Source organism: Brevundimonas vitisensis, assembly GCF_016656965.1.
Classification (GTDB): domain Bacteria; phylum Pseudomonadota; class Alphaproteobacteria; order Caulobacterales; family Caulobacteraceae; genus Brevundimonas; species Brevundimonas vitisensis.
In genome coordinates this window covers 1,264,250-1,277,519 of the sequence record NZ_CP067977.1, presented here as the reverse complement: position 1 = coordinate 1,277,519, position 13,270 = coordinate 1,264,250, and the positions used below count along the sequence as shown (strand labels likewise).

Sequence of the window (13,270 nt, the reverse complement as noted above, 5' to 3'; positions counted from 1 at the left end):
AGCGCGGAGGGGTCAGTCCGCCTTCAGGTTCTCGACCACGCCGCGCAGCTTGGGCGGCAGGGCTTTGGGGCGGCGGGTTTCGGCATCGACATAGACGTGCACGAAATGGCCGATGGCGGCCGGGACCGCCGTGCCACGGCGGAAAACGGCAAAGCCGTAGGTGACGCTGGAGTTGCCGATGCGATCGACCTTGATCCCGACCTCGATGACATCCGGAAAGGCGAGGGACGAGGTGTAGCGGCAGCCCGAATCCACCACCAGACCGATCGATTCATCCAGTGCGCCGGCGACCAGAAGGTGAGCGTTCACCGCCGAATCCACGAACTCGTAGAATTTGGCATTGTTGATGTGGCCGTACTGATCGTTGTCCGCCCAGCGGGTCGAGACCATGTGAAAGGCCTTGTAGGTCGCGCGTTCGGCCAGGGGGCCTTCGTCTCGGGCGGGCATGGAGGATCCTTCCTTCTGGGTGCTACCGCCTCCGACGCGGTCGTCGGCTACTTGAGCACGGGTTGGTCTTTGGGTGCTACCGCCGCCGACGCTGTCGTCGGCAGCCGGAGCACAGTGTCCGTGGTCGAGGCTCGGGCTTGGCTTGCGTCGCGTCAAGCGCCTAGCGTGCGGCGGATGGAGACTTCGGCATGAAAACGCACGCAGCAATCCTCAGGGCGACCGGCCTGCAAAGGCCCTATGCCGACAGTCGCCCGCTGTCGATCGAGGCCGTCGACCTGGATCCGCCGGGGCCCGGCGAGGTGCTGGTGGCGATCAAGGCAGCGGGGCTGTGCCATTCGGATCTGTCGGTCATCAATGGCGATCGGCCCCGTCCCCTGCCCATGGCCCTGGGACACGAGGCGGCCGGGGTGGTGGAGGCCCTGGGCGAGGGGGTCACGGACCTGAAGCCCGGGGACCGGGTCGTCATGGTCTTCATGCCGTCCTGCGGCCACTGCAGTCCCTGTGCCGAGGGACGCCCGGCCCTATGTGAACCGGGTGCCGCAGCCAATGGCCGGGGCGAGCTGCTGGCCGGAGGACGACGCGTCCATGCGGGGGCCGAGCCGATCCATCACCATCTGGGCTGTTCCGCCTTTGCCGAGCACGCGGTGGTGTCGCGGCGCTCGCTGGTGCGGGTGGACGATGACCTGCCGTTCGACCAGGCGGCGCTGTTCGGCTGTGCCGTCCTGACCGGTGTCGGAGCGGTCGTGAATACGGCCGGCGTGCGGGCGGGGCAGTCGGTGGTGGTGGTCGGTCTGGGCGGTGTGGGCCTGGCCAGTGTGCTGGGGGCGCTGGCCTGCGGGGCCACGCCCGTCGTGGCGGTCGATCTGGACGAAGACAAGCTGGCCCTGGCGCGCACCCTCGGACCCGTCGCCACGGTGAATGCAGGCGACGCCGATGCGGTCGAGCAGGTTCGGGCCCTGACCGGCGGCGGCGCCGATGTGGCGATTGAAATGGCCGGCTCGGTGCGCGCCCTGGACGCCGCCTGGCGCATGACGCGGCGCGGCGGCCTGACGGTGACAGCCGGTCTGCCGCCGCCCGACGCGACCCTGGCGGTCAATGTCGTGTCTCTGGTCGGTGAGGAGCGGACGCTGAAGGGCAGCTATATCGGCACCTGCGTGCCCAGCCGCGACATCCCCCGCTATATCGCCCTGTTTCGCCAGGGGCGGTTGCCGGTCGATCGTCTGATGAGCGGCTCGGTGCCCCTGGACCAGATCAACACCGCCTTCGACCGGCTGGCCGAGGGACGGGTGGTGCGCCAGATCGTCAGCTTTGAAGGCTCATAGATCGCTGCCGCGCCGACGCCTGCGCCGCAGACGACGAAGGGCGGTCCGGATCTGGGGGGCCATGAACAGGGCGATCACCCCGATGACGATGGCGATCACAAGGAAGGTCGGCAGCATGGGCGGCCTTGATGTTGGCGGGGGCGGGGAGGCAAAAGGCCCAAAGCGTGACGTTAAGGCCTGACCGCCCAGTGCCGAATGTCCGGCCATCCCGCATTTGGGATTCGTCGCGTCAGTCCAGCTTCATCATCCAGCCGTTCCAGCGGCGGCGGGCCAGTTCGATACGGCGCCCCTCGGCCCCGGCCAGGGCGGCCATGCGATAGGCCCCGGGCGAGGTGCCATAGGTGGCGCTGAAGGCCCGGCTCATATGGCTTTCGGTCGCGAACCCATGGGCGGTGGCCAGGGTGGAGAGCGGCAGGGCAACGCCGTCGTCCAGCGCGGCGCGCAGGGCATCCAGACGCACCGCCTGGATATAGCGCGACACCCCACCCTGACGTTCGAACAGCCGGTAGAGGGCCGATCGCGACAGGCCGACCGCGGCCGCAAGGCTTTCGGCCGACAGGCTGCGATCCGAAAGGTGCAGCGCCAGATAGCGGTCGACGGCGTCGCGCTGGGCCAGTTCCTGTTGCAGGGCCTGGCTGCGGGGGCTGGGCCGGGCCGAATGCCAGGCGGCACCGAGAATCTGGATGAAGGCGCGGCACAGGCCGGGTACGGCCGCAGGGTCCAGGGTCGGGGCACGATGGGCGAGCGAGGCCATGAAGTCGGCCAGGACGTCGCTGCGCGGAGACGTGACGATATGGCCATGCGCTGTGGCCAACTGGCTGCCCAGGGCGGCCTCCATCAGGTCCCGCGCCACGCTGGCGGTGACCAGGACGGCGTCGCGGATCTCGGTGTGGCTGGGCTTCTGCATGTCGGTCAGAATGACGTCCCCCGCATAGGCGACGACCGGCCCGGTATCGCCCATGTGTATGATCTGGCTGCCCGACACGACCAGGGTCACCACGAAATGGTCGAATCCGTCCGCATGGACGCGGGCCTGGCGGGCATGCACCACCCCGGACAGCTGGCGATGGAACAGGATGATCCGGTCCAGACGCGTGGCGCTGACCTGCGCCCGGAACGGACCCGTGCCGCGCGTGACGTCGGCCCCCGAGGCGTAAAGCTCGCGATAGCGGTCGAAGGCCTCCTCCTCAGGCAGGTCGTCGCTGGAAAAGCGGAACTGCTCGATCATGGGGCCGCGGCCTCTGTGCGCGTGGCCTGCGCCAGGCGCATCCATGCTGAATGCCCGGCCAGGGCAGAGGCTGTGACAACCAGACCCGCTGTCCCCATGACGGTAACCAGGGACAGGCTGAGCCCTGTCGCGTGGGGGAACAGGCGGTCGCTGACGACCCCGGTCAGCAGGGGCCCCAGCGCCGACCCCAGAACAGCGACAATCGCCAGATAGAGGCTGACCATCGAGCCCTTCAGGGCCGGCGGACTGAGCGGATGGATGGCGGCCAGGGCGACCAGAGCGGCTGCGCCTCCGCCAGCGGTGATGAGGGTCAGGCCCGCCACCGCACCGATCGGCTGCTGTGCCACGGCCAGGATGGACGCGCCGGCCACCGCCACGGCGGCGCCGGCCACCATCAGAACGCCCGGCCCCCCGCCGCGCGCCAGATGGCGATCCAGCAGCCAGCCCGCCCCCATATGGCCGATGGGGGCCGCCACCAGGACGACGGCTCCGGCCAGCAGGGCGCTGTCGGCCGGGCTGAGGCCGATGGACCGGTTGAAGATGGAGGGCACCCAGCCAGCCGCAGCCTGAACCATCAGGATGATGCCGGACGCCGCCAGGATATGCAGACCCAGGCCCAGGGGGTGCCGCGCGATGCGGGCCAGGGCCCGGCCCAGCCCGGCCTGGGGCAGAGGCGGGACATCCGTGCCCCGGATCTGGCGCAACAGCAGCGCGACCAGGATCAGGTTGGGCACGACCATCGCGACGATGGCCAGGCGCCACGGCTCATCCCCGGCGGCGGCGGGAAACTGGGTCAGAATCACCAGGATCAGACCGCCGATCAGCAGGGCCCCGCTGCGACCCGTGGCGGAACCGGCGGTAAAGACAGACGTGGCCCGGCCGAGCTGCGGAGCAGGCACGCCCTGGGTCAGCAGCCGAAGCGCGGTCGGTGCGAAGGCCGCCTGTCCAAGCCCCAGCAGCAGCCGCGAGGCCAGCAGGGCCTCATAAGAGGCTGACAGGGCGAAGGCGAGACTGGCCAGGGTCCACAGCAGAAGGCATCCGACGAGCAGCGAACGCACGCCCAGCCTGTTGTGCCGGGTCCCGGTCAGCAGGGTGGCGATCGCGAACACCGCAACGAAGGCCGGGCCCTGCAAGGCCCCGATCTGGGTGTCGCTGAGGCCAAAGGCCTGTTTCAGCGAGGGCGCGAACACGGCGGGCAGGGACCGATCGACGAAGGCGGCGAAATGGCAGGCCGCTAAGAGGATCAGGGTGCCCGGACGCAGGGAGACGAGGGGCTGGGGCGGCAATCCATGTACTCAAATGACTGAATCAGCGCGCCATTGGTCATAGGATGACGTTGGTATGCAAGCGGCGATGCAGGCCATGGCCAGCACCTCGGCCGAATCCACCAGCGGCACGGTCACGTCCTCGGCGGTCAGCAGCAGCGGCACCTCGGTGCATCCCGCGATCACGACCTGGGCCCCCTCCGACACCAGGGCGGCGGCGAGGCGGCGCATCTCGGCGCGTGGACCCGGGCCCACATCCCCCCGCTTGACCGCAAAGACGGTGTCCAGAAAGGCGCGCCGGTCGCCGCTGTCCAGCACCACGGCATCTCGCCCCTGGCGATCCAGTTCGGCGACATAGAGGTCCTGACCGCCGGGCGTGGCCAGGATGCCGACCCGCTGGGCACCGGTCTGGACCGCTGCGGTGGCCGTCCGCTCGATCATGTCGATGAAGGGGATGCCGGCCGCCCGGATGGCGGCGGCATGGGCGTGGGCGGTGTTGCAGGGCATGGCCAGCACCTGGGCTCCCATGTCTCGCAGGGAGGTCGCCATCCGGCCCAGCGCCTCGGCGGCCCCTGGCGGGTTGCGATGGCGGTTCGGGACCTGGGGGTTCATGTCCATCAGGACGCGGATGTGATCCTCGTCATGCTCGGCGGGCGTCAGGGTGACCAGACGGTCCAGAAAGGCGACCGTCGCCGCCGGTCCCATCCCGCCCAGAATGCCCAGGATCCGCGCCATGACTAAAGCGCCCCTTCGAGTTCGCCCTGATAGCCGAACAGCCCCTGGGCCCCGCCCGTGTGCAGGAAGACGACCGTTTCGCCCTGGAACCGGCCGCTCTTGGCCAGGGCGATCAGGCCCTTCATCGCCTTGCCGGTATAGACGGGGTCCAGCAGGATCGCGTCCGTCCGCGCCGCCAGTTTCAGGGCCTCGATGACCGCCTCATCCACCAGGCCATAGCCCTCGCCCACATAGTCGCAGTCGGCCACCACCATCTGCGGCGTGACCGCATCGGGCCGCCCCAGCAGGGCCGCCGTCTGGTGGGCCAGTTTCAGTACATTGGCCTCCTGCCGCGCCTTGGGGGCCCGCACGCCGATGCCCAGGACGGGAATGTCCGCCCCCATGACCGCCAGGCCCGCGACCAGACCCGCATGGGTGCCGGCGCTGCCGGTCGCCGTCACGATGTGATCGACGGGCAGGTCCAGCTCGTCCGCCTGGACCACGATCTCGCGCGCGCAGTCGACATAGCCCAGGGCTCCAATGGCGTTGGATCCGCCGCCGGGGATGACATAGGGACGCCCGCCGCGCGCGCGAACTTCCTCGGCCGTCGTCTTCAGCTCGGCCACCATGTCCGTGTCGCGGGGCACGGTCCGAAGGGTCGCGCCAAACAGCCGGTCCAGCAGGACATTGCCGTTGTTCAGGTAATCGTTCGCCGTCGATCCCGTGCGCGCCTCCAGGATGATGTCGCACTTCAGCCCATGCGCCGCAGCGGCCGCCGCCGTCTGGCGCACATGGTTGGACTGGACGGCGCCCTGGGTGACCAGGGTGTCCGCGCCCTGCTCCAGGGCGTCGCCCAGCAGGAACTCCAGCTTGCGCGTCTTGTTGCCGCCGCCCGCCAGGCCGGTGCAGTCATCCCGCTTGATCCAGAGGTCGATACCCAGGGCTTCGGACAGGCGCGGCAGAGGCTCCAGCGGCGTCGGCAGATGCGCCAGCCGGACGCGAGGGAAGCGGGCGAGATGCATGGGGTGGCTCCGGTGGTGTGACGATCGTCAGCCTTAAGCCCGATCGCACGGCCACGCGAGACACATCAGTCGTCCAGACGGCCCATCAGGGCCAGGGCCCCCACGGTCGCCAGCACGCCCAGAGCGAAGGCCGCCACGATCGACCCTGTGGCCACGGCGGTCGAGACGGTCACGGGGCGGGCCTCGTACCATTCCACGATGTCGGCTTCGTCCAGATCGTCCTCGTCATAGATCAGGTCTTCGGCGGTCATGGGGCATCTCCGTCGTGGGTTCGGCGGAATAATCCGCACAGAGGACCGGGGTTCCTGTCGGGCAGATGCCGTGACAGCTTCAACCGATTGAGCTAGACGCGCAAACCGATTCCAGACGCGCTCATGCCGCGAGGCCCGAACCCAGCAATGGGGCCAGCCGAGCGATAGCGCCCTTCAAGAGCTTCTTCATGGCCGGCCATTCCAAGTTCAAGAACATCATGCACCGCAAGGGGCGCGCCGACGCGCAGCGGTCCAAGCTGTTCTCCAAATTGTCGCGCGACATCACTGTGGCGGCCAAGTCCGGACTGCCGGACCCGGCCATGAACCCGCGCCTGCGCCTGGCCGTCAACAACGCCAAGGCCGAGAGCCTGCCCAAGGACGTGATCCAGCGCGCCATCAACAAGGCCTCGTCGGGCGACGCCGATACGATGGAAGAAATCCGCTATGAGGGCCGTGGCCCGGGCGGGGTCGGCATCATCGTCGAGGCGCTGACCGACAACCGGAATCGGGCGGGCTCCAACATCCGCGCCGCCTTCTCCAAGAATGGCGGCCAGCTGGGCGAGATCAACTCGGTCGCCTTCATGTGGGACCGGGTCGGCAAGATCGTCTATCCGGCCGAGGCCGGCACCGAGGATGCCGTGATGGAAGCCGCCATCGAGGCCGGGGCCCAGGACGTCGAGAGCGATCTGGTCAAGCCCGACATCTATGAGGATGCGCCCGGCCACACCATCTGGACCGCCTTCGAGGACCTGAACGATGTGGCCGAGGCCATGTCCAAGGTCCTGGGCGACCCGAAGTCGACGGCACTGGTGTGGAAGCCGCAGTCGGAAGTGCCGGTGACCGGCGAGACGGTCGGCACCCTGATGAAGCTGCTGGATGCCCTGGACGCCGAAGACGACGTCTCGGCCGTCTATTCCAACGAAGACATCTCGGACGAGGATCTGGCCAAGCTGGGCGGGTGATCGCGATCGCCCGGATGGCCGGATAGCCGGAACCCACCAGAGCATCGCTCCGTTGACGGACGATGACCTTTGTCGACTTTCTTGGTCTGCTGCCGCCGGTGGCGGGATCCGTCCTGGCCGGCGGCCTGATCGGGCTTGAGCGGGAGTGGCGGGGCAGGGCGGCGGGTTTTCGCACCCATATTCTGGTTTGCCTGGCCTCGACCCTGCTGATGCAGGCGGCCATGATGCAGGGCGACTGGGCCTTCGAGGCCCTGCCGGACGAGAACATCGTCACCGATCCCACGCGGATGGCCCATGGCGTGCTGACGGGGATCGGCTTTCTGTGTGCAGGCGTCATCTTTCGTACCGGCTTTTCAATCCACGGGCTGACGACGGCGGCCTCGCTGTGGATCACCTCTGCGATCGGAATCCTGTTCGGGGCCGGGCTCTATGCCCTGGCGGCATTGGGAACGGCGGTGACCGCCTTGATCCTGGTGGGGCTGCGCCTTGTCAGCGCCAGCCTGCCGACGCGCACAATCATCGACGCGGTCGTCTGCTGGCCCCGCGATGCGCCGGAAGTTGCACTGGCTGTGGAGCAGGCTCTGCGCGGGGTCGACGAGGCCGCGCGGTCCGACCGGTTCGAACTGGTCGATGAAGGGCGTCTTCTTCGCCGTTCGTGGCGGCTGAAGGTCACGGGGCAGGCGGACCTGAAGGCGTTGGCCGCGCGTCTGGAGGCCGTGCCCGGCGTCGCGGCCTATGCCCTGGACCCGCGCGACGATTGACGCACGCGGCGTCACAGGCGATGGCTGGCGGTCTCGGGTTCAGGAGTTTGAAGATGCGGCGTCTGGCATGTTTCGCGGGCATTGTGGCGGCGGCCCTGGCCGCACCGGCCCTGGCACAGGAGGCGGCGCCTTCGCCCACGCAGCGCTATTTCTCCGATATGGAGCGGTTCTGCCTGGCGACCGGGGGGGATCGGGATCTGGCCCTGTCGGCCGCGGAGGCTGCGGGCTGGACGGCTGCGCCAGAGGCCATGGTTGCGGCCATGGTCAATCCCGACGCGCCCGAGATTGCAGTACGCCTTTCGCCCACCACTGGCCCGGATCAGCCGCAGGCGCAGCTGATGCTGTCCGTCTCGCCGCCTATGCCTGAAACGGGTGTCGTCGTTCGGGTGTGCGTCGTCGTGGCTGAGCCCGACGCCGAAATCGATGCGGGTAACCTGGTCGAACTAGCCACTGCCCGGCTGGGCGTCGAGCCGGGCAATGCGCCACAACCGGTCTGGATCTATTCGGGAACCGGTCCCTATGTCAGCGAACTCGATCTGGCGATGAGCGGCAGCAACGCCATGTTCGAAACGGCTGCCGAGCGCCCCATCTATATGCTGACCTTGACGCGCGCTGCGCCGGGCCAGGCCAATCTGGCCTTGCTGCGGGCCGGCCGCTGACCGGATTCAGGTCGTCGAAGGGACATAGGCCCCGTTGACGCAGATGGCGAAGGTCAGGGCCATCAGGGGCTGGAGGTTGGTGTGGGGCTGGCCGCCGCCGACGTTCGATACCGCCGCGGGGCTCAAGGTCGTATTGGGCGAAACGGGGCCTGCGTAATAGTTCTCCGCCACATCGGTGCTGCCTGTCGTCAGTGACGTCAGAACCCGGCTGGGGCGGGTCGTTCCGCCGGGTGCCGCGACCAGATCCGTATAGGCCCCGGTCCCGACGGTCAGAGCATGGCTGTGGGTCGGCAACTGAGCGGAGTTCAGGGTCACGTCGTTCTGGCCCGAGGCCTGGCCCAGCATGCGCGGCGACAGACCCGGGCCCTGACCTTGGCCCATCACCGCCCGCCCGCGCAGATCGGGCAGCACGAACTGCCCCTCGGCCGGGGGCGGGCCGTAGGTGTTCGCGATAGCCACGAAGAGCTGCGGATAATCCGAAATAGCGACCGCCCGACCGTCGCAGGGCAGCCAGTTGGGCGGGCAGAAATCAAAGGCGAACACCCGGATTTCCGATGTGAAGGCGTCTTCTTCGGGGTCCATCGGCCCTGCTCCGCAGTCAGTTGGGGTAGCGGCCCTTGACGCAGACGATGAAGGCGATCGTCTGGGCGGGCATGAGGTTGGTGTGGGGCTGGTTGCCGCCGGCACTGGTCACGGCATGGGGCGCGCAGATCTGGCTGGTATCGCTCGGACTGGTCTTGGGCCGATAGGCGCGGCTGTCCTGCTGGACCGTGGCATGCATCAGATCGACGCCTGGGATCAGCGATGTGCCCAGACCCCCCGAATAGTTCAGGTCGTGGCTATGCTGGGGAATCTGGGCCAGGGTCAGGGTGGCATACTGCTGGCCGAACTGCTCGCCGAGGGAGCGCAGCGAAAGGTTCGCTCCCTGACCCACGCAGACCGGCAACCGCCCGCGCATGTCGGGCAGGCCGAAGGTGGTGTTGCCGTCACCGCCATAGATGGTGCCAAACAGCGAATAGAGATGCGGATAGGTGGCGATCGGCACGGCCCGTCCGTCGCAAGGCAGCCAGCCGTCGGGACAGCTGCCGCCCGCCATCATGCGGATTTCGCCGATTATCGGATTCATGGTGAATCTCCCCTTCGTCGGCGATCAGGCGCGATTGGGCACAGTGCCCTGCACACAGATGCAGAACAGCAAGGCCAGGCTGGGTTGCATATTGGTGTGGGCGTAACCCCCGCCGGATTCGCCCAGTGTGCCCGGCACGAAGGCCGCAGGTTGTGTGGGGGCCCCATACAGCAGGGCGTCATTCGCAGAGGCCGTGGCGTGACGGTTTACGGTCGACGGCATGGCATTGGTGGCATTGCCGGTGGTCCCGGTCTGGGTCGTGGCGCGGACGGAATGCAGATGGCGAGGGATCTGGTCCAGGGTCAGGCTGACCGTTTCGGTGCCCCCGGTCTGGCCCATACTCCAGACCGGGCCGGTGCTGCCCGGAACCTGGCCGATGTGGATCGGCGTGCGGCTCTGCAAATCCGGCAAGGCGAAGGTATTGACCCCGTCGCCGCCGTACCGTGCGCCTATGATACTGAATAACTGGACATTTTCTCGAACGGACAAGATGGCGCCGTCGCACATCATCCAGCCCGTGGGAATCTGGCAGGCTCCGAACAGGCGGATCTCGCCAAAATAGGCGTCGGACATGGCGGCTGCTCAGGGGGCGCTGCTTGAGAGAGTGACCCCGGCCGACAGCGTTCCCCAATGTCCGCCGACCCGTGATCGCTGAAACCTATCGCGAGTCGGGAGCGCTGCAATATCCGTGTGGAGAGACAGAACCTCTTGGAGTCCGGGACTAGGCGGGATCGGGCGGGACCAGGTGGGATGAAATCCCCGCTACGTAAGGGTCTCTCCGAAAAAATCGGCGGCGTCGGCGGTGCGTTGCACTGTCTAGAGTCGGCAGCGAAATAGACACCAGCGGGACAGGACCGGCCGGAGTCTGGCCGTTGGACGCCATGGCCGTTGAGGCGTCGCTTAGGCGCTTCTAAACGGCCTCTGAATCAGGCGTGGCGGGGATTGAGGCCACATGGGGAGATGGCGCCTCGGACGAGCATCGGGGTCCTGGCCGAGCGAAGCCGATCGCCGAAACTGGGACTCAGGGGGTCCCAGTTCGCTCGCGAGGTGAAGAACCCTTGTGGCGCGGGCGTTTGGGGCGGTTCGAGGCCGTCGAAGTGGCCGATTGTCCAGGTGCGAAACTGGGACCCCTTTCGGCGAGGCGATCGAGGGTGCGGCCGGCGGCGGCGAGGCGCTGGGCGGTCCGCTGTAGGGCGGCGATTTCGGTGGCGAAGCGATGGGCCATGGGAGCCAAACGCCCCACGGGCGGGCTTGTCCCCAGAATAGAACAAGACGTGAACATTGCGCTTGCGGCAGCGGGGGCAGATCCGTAGGAGTCCGGCCGGGTCGGCAACATTGGAGATGAAGATGGATGCGACCCAAGCCCCAGCTGCGCCTGACGACCAGCAGGTCGTGCTGCAGCTGATCGCCTTGCTGCGCGAGCCGACCGACACGGCTATGCGCGATGCCTTGATGCGGCTGGAAGCGATGCGCCCTGGGTCGATCGCCGGTATTCGGCGGGCAGTGTCACGGCTGACACTGGCAAGGTCGTTCGAGAACCGCTCTCTGAATTAGCCGCCATGTCATTGGGAGGGGGCTTCACGCTGGCCCAAGTGATCGCGCGCGGCGGCAAGGCTCGTTGGCAATGTTCCGTGTGTCAGGGGCAAGGGCCCGTCGACCTGGTCGCCGTCGCGGCCGCGCTGGGCCTGGACGCGACCCTGGGCAATCGTCGGCCGCGCTGCCGGGTGCCGGGCTGTCCCGGTCGGGTGCGGTTCCTGGATGCCAACAGTTTCTGGCCCCTGCCGCTGGATACCATCACCGAGGCCGACGAGGCCTGGTGGACGTTCAACGATCAGGAGCGGGCCCAGCTGCACGCCCTGGGCTGGCGCATGTTCATGGGGAAATGGATCGCGCCCGACGAGCCCGGGCGGAAATGAAGAGCGGCGCTTACTGCCGGGCCACCGCTCACACAGCCGGCACTGCCTCTCGACAGCGCAGCCGAGGCCTATAGGGTTCCCGATTATGTGCGGACGCTTCGACACCAGCCATCTGACCTGGGCCCAGATCCATGAGGCGCTGCTGACCTATTCGACGGTCAGGACTGCCCCACTCAATCTGGAGCCGAACGACGACGTCCGGCCGACCACGGCCCAGGTGACGGCACGGATCGAGGATGGGGCCTGGGTGCTGGAGAAGATGCGCTGGGGCCTGGTCCCGTTCTGGCGGAACGGCAAGCCACTAAAGGACACCCAAAAAGGCGCAGGCGACGGGTTCAAGCTGTCGACGTTCAATGCGCGGGTCGAGACCTGCGCGGGGACATCGACCTTCCGCGAGGCCTTCCGGCGGCGGCGGTGCATCGTGCCGGCGAGCGCCTGGTATGAATGGACGGGCACGGCTGGCGGCAAGACAAAACATACCTTCCGGCGAGCAGACGGCGGCCCGATCTGGTTCGCGGGCCTGTGGGACCGGGTGACCACGGCCGACGCGGGCGAGGTGGCCAGTTTCACCATCCTGACCGGGCCGTCGGCCGGGATGCTTGCCGACTATCACGATCGCGCCCCCGCCATCCTGGAGCCCGAGGACTGGGCGCTGTGGCTTGACCCCGGCCAGGACGCGGCGGCGCTGCTGGCGTCGGTTCGACCCGAGCGATTCGAGAAGGCGGCCTGATGTTCGTGAAGTTCACCTCGGTCGAGGGTCCGCCGATGTATGTGCGGGCGGCACGGGTGCAGGCCTTTACCGGCGGGCCGGACGGGACGACGCATCTGATGCTGTCGGCCTCGCTGAGCCTGATCGTGGCGGAGGAGCCGGAAACGGTCGCGCGCATGCTGACCCCTAGCGACGGTGATGCCTAGTTTGTCGCTCTGCTTTCGGCCAGAGCGCAGAACGGCCGGCTCTGGGTTCGTCCCCGCTCGCTGGCGCAATAGGCGAGGAGCTGTCCGGCACCGTGTCCGCCGAACCTGATGTCACTGGTCAGGTTCAGCACCCGGCCTACGCTCAGATTGTCGAGACGGGCTGCTCGAAGATCGGCCATGGGAAAGGTCAGGGTCATGACGTGGACGGTCCTGGGATTGCCCAGGCGGTCGGTCGCGGCGCTGGAGACTGACAGGTCCAGCTTGTTCGCTTGAGCGGCGTCATCTGTGGCCCCGGACTGGATCACCGCAGCAATGGATTTCACCGCGTCTCCGACGCGGAAAACATAGTCAGCATCACCTGCTGTGCCGTCCAGCTGGAGGCCCACAATCAGCGCGTCCTCGAACGGGAGGACCGAGTTGATCCCCTCGACCGAAGACGCAATCGAAGTGGGTTCGGCAGGAACCACCGACCCTGGTTCCAGGGGAGGTTCCCCCGCGCATCGCCCGATCACAGTGGCGAGAATGCCCACACCGACCAAGATCGCGAGCGTGCGATACGCGATGAGTGCGAACCGGGAGGGCTTGGTGTCGGACCGGGTCATGACAGCATCGACGATATCTGTAGCAGCAGAGCCAGGACCATGCCCATGACCATGATCGCCAGGGCGGAGAAGCTGATCAG

Annotated in this window: 19 protein-coding genes; 8 read left to right on the top strand and 11 right to left on the bottom strand. The window is 67.7% G+C overall.

The genetic code is table 11. The annotated features are described in order from the left end of the window. Nucleotides 1–12: 12 nt before the first annotated feature. Nucleotides 13–447: an acyl-CoA thioesterase gene (locus JIP62_RS06470; protein ID WP_201104099.1), complete on the bottom strand. Its 435-nt coding sequence runs from the start codon at nucleotides 445–447 to the stop codon at nucleotides 13–15. Between the two features lie 188 nt (nucleotides 448–635). Here JIP62_RS06470 and JIP62_RS06465 point away from each other — a divergent pair, with 188 nt between their 5' ends. Beyond that, nucleotides 636–1,769: a zinc-dependent alcohol dehydrogenase family protein gene (locus JIP62_RS06465; RefSeq protein WP_201104097.1), complete on the top strand. Its 1,134-nt coding sequence runs from the start codon at nucleotides 636–638 to the stop codon at nucleotides 1,767–1,769. Here the strand turns inward: JIP62_RS06465 and JIP62_RS15240 are convergent. From JIP62_RS15240 to JIP62_RS06440, 6 genes are all read right to left on the bottom strand, one after another. Further along, nucleotides 1,764–1,886, bottom strand: coding sequence for a hypothetical protein (locus tag JIP62_RS15240; RefSeq protein ID WP_269145472.1), 123 nt, complete (start codon nucleotides 1,884–1,886; stop codon nucleotides 1,764–1,766). The genes JIP62_RS06465 and JIP62_RS15240 overlap by 6 nt on opposite strands. Nucleotides 1,887–1,998: 112 nt before the next feature. After that, a complete protein-coding gene (locus JIP62_RS06460) occupies nucleotides 1,999–2,997 on the bottom strand; it encodes a helix-turn-helix domain-containing protein (protein ID WP_201104096.1) in 999 nt (332 codons plus the stop codon). Further along, entirely contained in the window at nucleotides 2,994–4,283 is a 1,290-nt protein-coding gene (locus JIP62_RS06455; RefSeq protein ID WP_201104094.1) for an MFS transporter, read from the bottom strand. The genes JIP62_RS06460 and JIP62_RS06455 overlap by 4 nt, the downstream gene beginning before the upstream one ends. Before the next feature lie 9 nt (nucleotides 4,284–4,292). Then, nucleotides 4,293–4,997: a cysteate racemase gene (gene cuyB / locus JIP62_RS06450; protein ID WP_201104092.1), complete on the bottom strand. Its 705-nt coding sequence runs from the start codon at nucleotides 4,995–4,997 to the stop codon at nucleotides 4,293–4,295. 2 nt (nucleotides 4,998–4,999) lie between these two features. Beyond that, nucleotides 5,000–5,998 (bottom strand): D-cysteate sulfo-lyase, encoded by a 999-nt coding sequence (cuyA, locus tag JIP62_RS06445; RefSeq protein WP_201104090.1) that lies wholly within the window; start codon nucleotides 5,996–5,998, stop codon nucleotides 5,000–5,002. Between the two features lie 65 nt (nucleotides 5,999–6,063). Further along, on the bottom strand, nucleotides 6,064–6,249 hold the full coding sequence (locus JIP62_RS06440; protein WP_201104088.1) for a hypothetical protein: 186 nt from the start codon (nucleotides 6,247–6,249) through the stop codon (nucleotides 6,064–6,066). A 188-nt stretch (nucleotides 6,250–6,437) separates the two neighbouring features. Between JIP62_RS06440 and JIP62_RS06435 the strand changes: the two genes are divergently transcribed. From JIP62_RS06435 to JIP62_RS06425, 3 genes are all read left to right on the top strand, one after another. Then, nucleotides 6,438–7,211, top strand: a complete 774-nt coding sequence (locus JIP62_RS06435) for a YebC/PmpR family DNA-binding transcriptional regulator (protein ID WP_201104086.1) — start codon at nucleotides 6,438–6,440, stop codon at nucleotides 7,209–7,211. 62 nt (nucleotides 7,212–7,273) lie between these two features. Then, nucleotides 7,274–7,972: an MgtC/SapB family protein gene (locus tag JIP62_RS06430; protein WP_201104084.1), complete on the top strand. Its 699-nt coding sequence runs from the start codon at nucleotides 7,274–7,276 to the stop codon at nucleotides 7,970–7,972. A gap of 53 nt (nucleotides 7,973–8,025) precedes the next feature. Further along, nucleotides 8,026–8,631, top strand: coding sequence for a hypothetical protein (locus JIP62_RS06425; RefSeq protein WP_201104083.1), 606 nt, complete (start codon nucleotides 8,026–8,028; stop codon nucleotides 8,629–8,631). A gap of 6 nt (nucleotides 8,632–8,637) precedes the next feature. Here JIP62_RS06425 and JIP62_RS06420 read toward each other — a convergent pair whose 3' ends face one another. The 3 genes from JIP62_RS06420 to JIP62_RS06410 are packed head-to-tail and all read right to left on the bottom strand — an operon-like array spanning nucleotide 8,638 to nucleotide 10,330. Further along, nucleotides 8,638–9,213, bottom strand: coding sequence for a phage tail protein (locus tag JIP62_RS06420; RefSeq protein ID WP_201104082.1), 576 nt, complete (start codon nucleotides 9,211–9,213; stop codon nucleotides 8,638–8,640). A 16-nt stretch (nucleotides 9,214–9,229) separates the two neighbouring features. Next, nucleotides 9,230–9,757, bottom strand: coding sequence for a phage tail protein (locus tag JIP62_RS06415; RefSeq protein ID WP_201104081.1), 528 nt, complete (start codon nucleotides 9,755–9,757; stop codon nucleotides 9,230–9,232). A 24-nt stretch (nucleotides 9,758–9,781) separates the two neighbouring features. Beyond that, complete coding sequence (locus JIP62_RS06410; protein ID WP_201104080.1) at nucleotides 9,782–10,330, bottom strand: phage tail protein; 549 nt, start codon at nucleotides 10,328–10,330, stop codon at nucleotides 9,782–9,784. Between the two features lie 774 nt (nucleotides 10,331–11,104). On the opposite strand from JIP62_RS06410, the gene JIP62_RS06405 reads away from it, so the two are divergent. The 4 genes from JIP62_RS06405 to JIP62_RS06390 all read left to right on the top strand — a co-directional run bounded on the left by JIP62_RS06405 (nucleotide 11,105) and on the right by JIP62_RS06390 (nucleotide 12,588). Continuing rightward, on the top strand, nucleotides 11,105–11,311 hold the full coding sequence (locus tag JIP62_RS06405) for a hypothetical protein (RefSeq protein WP_201104079.1): 207 nt from the start codon (nucleotides 11,105–11,107) through the stop codon (nucleotides 11,309–11,311). A gap of 5 nt (nucleotides 11,312–11,316) precedes the next feature. Continuing rightward, nucleotides 11,317–11,673, top strand: a complete 357-nt coding sequence (locus tag JIP62_RS06400; RefSeq protein ID WP_201104078.1) for a hypothetical protein — start codon at nucleotides 11,317–11,319, stop codon at nucleotides 11,671–11,673. Nucleotides 11,674–11,758: 85 nt separating this feature from the next. Beyond that, nucleotides 11,759–12,403: an SOS response-associated peptidase gene (locus tag JIP62_RS06395; protein ID WP_201104077.1), complete on the top strand. Its 645-nt coding sequence runs from the start codon at nucleotides 11,759–11,761 to the stop codon at nucleotides 12,401–12,403. Next, nucleotides 12,403–12,588, top strand: coding sequence for a hypothetical protein (locus JIP62_RS06390; protein ID WP_201104076.1), 186 nt, complete (start codon nucleotides 12,403–12,405; stop codon nucleotides 12,586–12,588). The genes JIP62_RS06395 and JIP62_RS06390 overlap by 1 nt, the downstream gene beginning before the upstream one ends. Here the strand turns inward: JIP62_RS06390 and JIP62_RS06385 are convergent. Beyond that, the gene (locus JIP62_RS06385) at nucleotides 12,585–13,055 is read right to left on the bottom strand and encodes a hypothetical protein (protein ID WP_201104074.1); all 471 of its coding nucleotides are present in this window, start codon (nucleotides 13,053–13,055) and stop codon (nucleotides 12,585–12,587) included. The two genes, JIP62_RS06390 and JIP62_RS06385, sit on opposite strands and share 4 nt — an antisense overlap. Between the last annotated feature and the right edge of the window lie 215 nt (nucleotides 13,056–13,270).

What these genes read in the sequence shown, in the direction of transcription:
- cuyB (WP_201104092.1), bottom strand. Translation starts at nt 4,997, where the DNA reads ATGGCGCGGATCCTGGGCATTCTGGGCGGGATGGGACCGGCGGCGACG.
- JIP62_RS06440 (WP_201104088.1), bottom strand. Translation starts at nt 6,249, where the DNA reads ATGACCGCCGAAGACCTGATCTATGACGAGGACGATCTGGACGAAGCC.
- JIP62_RS06415 (WP_201104081.1), bottom strand. Translation starts at nt 9,757, where the DNA reads ATGAATCCGATAATCGGCGAAATCCGCATGATGGCGGGCGGCAGCTGT.
- JIP62_RS15240 (WP_269145472.1), bottom strand. Translation starts at nt 1,886, where the DNA reads ATGCTGCCGACCTTCCTTGTGATCGCCATCGTCATCGGGGTGATCGCC.
- cuyA (WP_201104090.1), bottom strand. Translation starts at nt 5,998, where the DNA reads ATGCATCTCGCCCGCTTCCCTCGCGTCCGGCTGGCGCATCTGCCGACG.
- JIP62_RS06470 (WP_201104099.1), bottom strand. Translation starts at nt 447, where the DNA reads ATGCCCGCCCGAGACGAAGGCCCCCTGGCCGAACGCGCGACCTACAAG.
- JIP62_RS06405 (WP_201104079.1), top strand. Translation starts at nt 11,105, where the DNA reads ATGGATGCGACCCAAGCCCCAGCTGCGCCTGACGACCAGCAGGTCGTG.
- JIP62_RS06390 (WP_201104076.1), top strand. Translation starts at nt 12,403, where the DNA reads ATGTTCGTGAAGTTCACCTCGGTCGAGGGTCCGCCGATGTATGTGCGG.
- JIP62_RS06465 (WP_201104097.1), top strand. Translation starts at nt 636, where the DNA reads ATGAAAACGCACGCAGCAATCCTCAGGGCGACCGGCCTGCAAAGGCCC.
- JIP62_RS06420 (WP_201104082.1), bottom strand. Translation starts at nt 9,213, where the DNA reads ATGGACCCCGAAGAAGACGCCTTCACATCGGAAATCCGGGTGTTCGCC.
- JIP62_RS06460 (WP_201104096.1), bottom strand. Translation starts at nt 2,997, where the DNA reads ATGATCGAGCAGTTCCGCTTTTCCAGCGACGACCTGCCTGAGGAGGAG.
- JIP62_RS06430 (WP_201104084.1), top strand. Translation starts at nt 7,274, where the DNA reads ATGACCTTTGTCGACTTTCTTGGTCTGCTGCCGCCGGTGGCGGGATCC.
- JIP62_RS06410 (WP_201104080.1), bottom strand. Translation starts at nt 10,330, where the DNA reads ATGTCCGACGCCTATTTTGGCGAGATCCGCCTGTTCGGAGCCTGCCAG.
- JIP62_RS06435 (WP_201104086.1), top strand. Translation starts at nt 6,438, where the DNA reads ATGGCCGGCCATTCCAAGTTCAAGAACATCATGCACCGCAAGGGGCGC.
- JIP62_RS06425 (WP_201104083.1), top strand. Translation starts at nt 8,026, where the DNA reads ATGCGGCGTCTGGCATGTTTCGCGGGCATTGTGGCGGCGGCCCTGGCC.
- JIP62_RS06395 (WP_201104077.1), top strand. Translation starts at nt 11,759, where the DNA reads ATGTGCGGACGCTTCGACACCAGCCATCTGACCTGGGCCCAGATCCAT.
- JIP62_RS06400 (WP_201104078.1), top strand. Translation starts at nt 11,317, where the DNA reads ATGTCATTGGGAGGGGGCTTCACGCTGGCCCAAGTGATCGCGCGCGGC.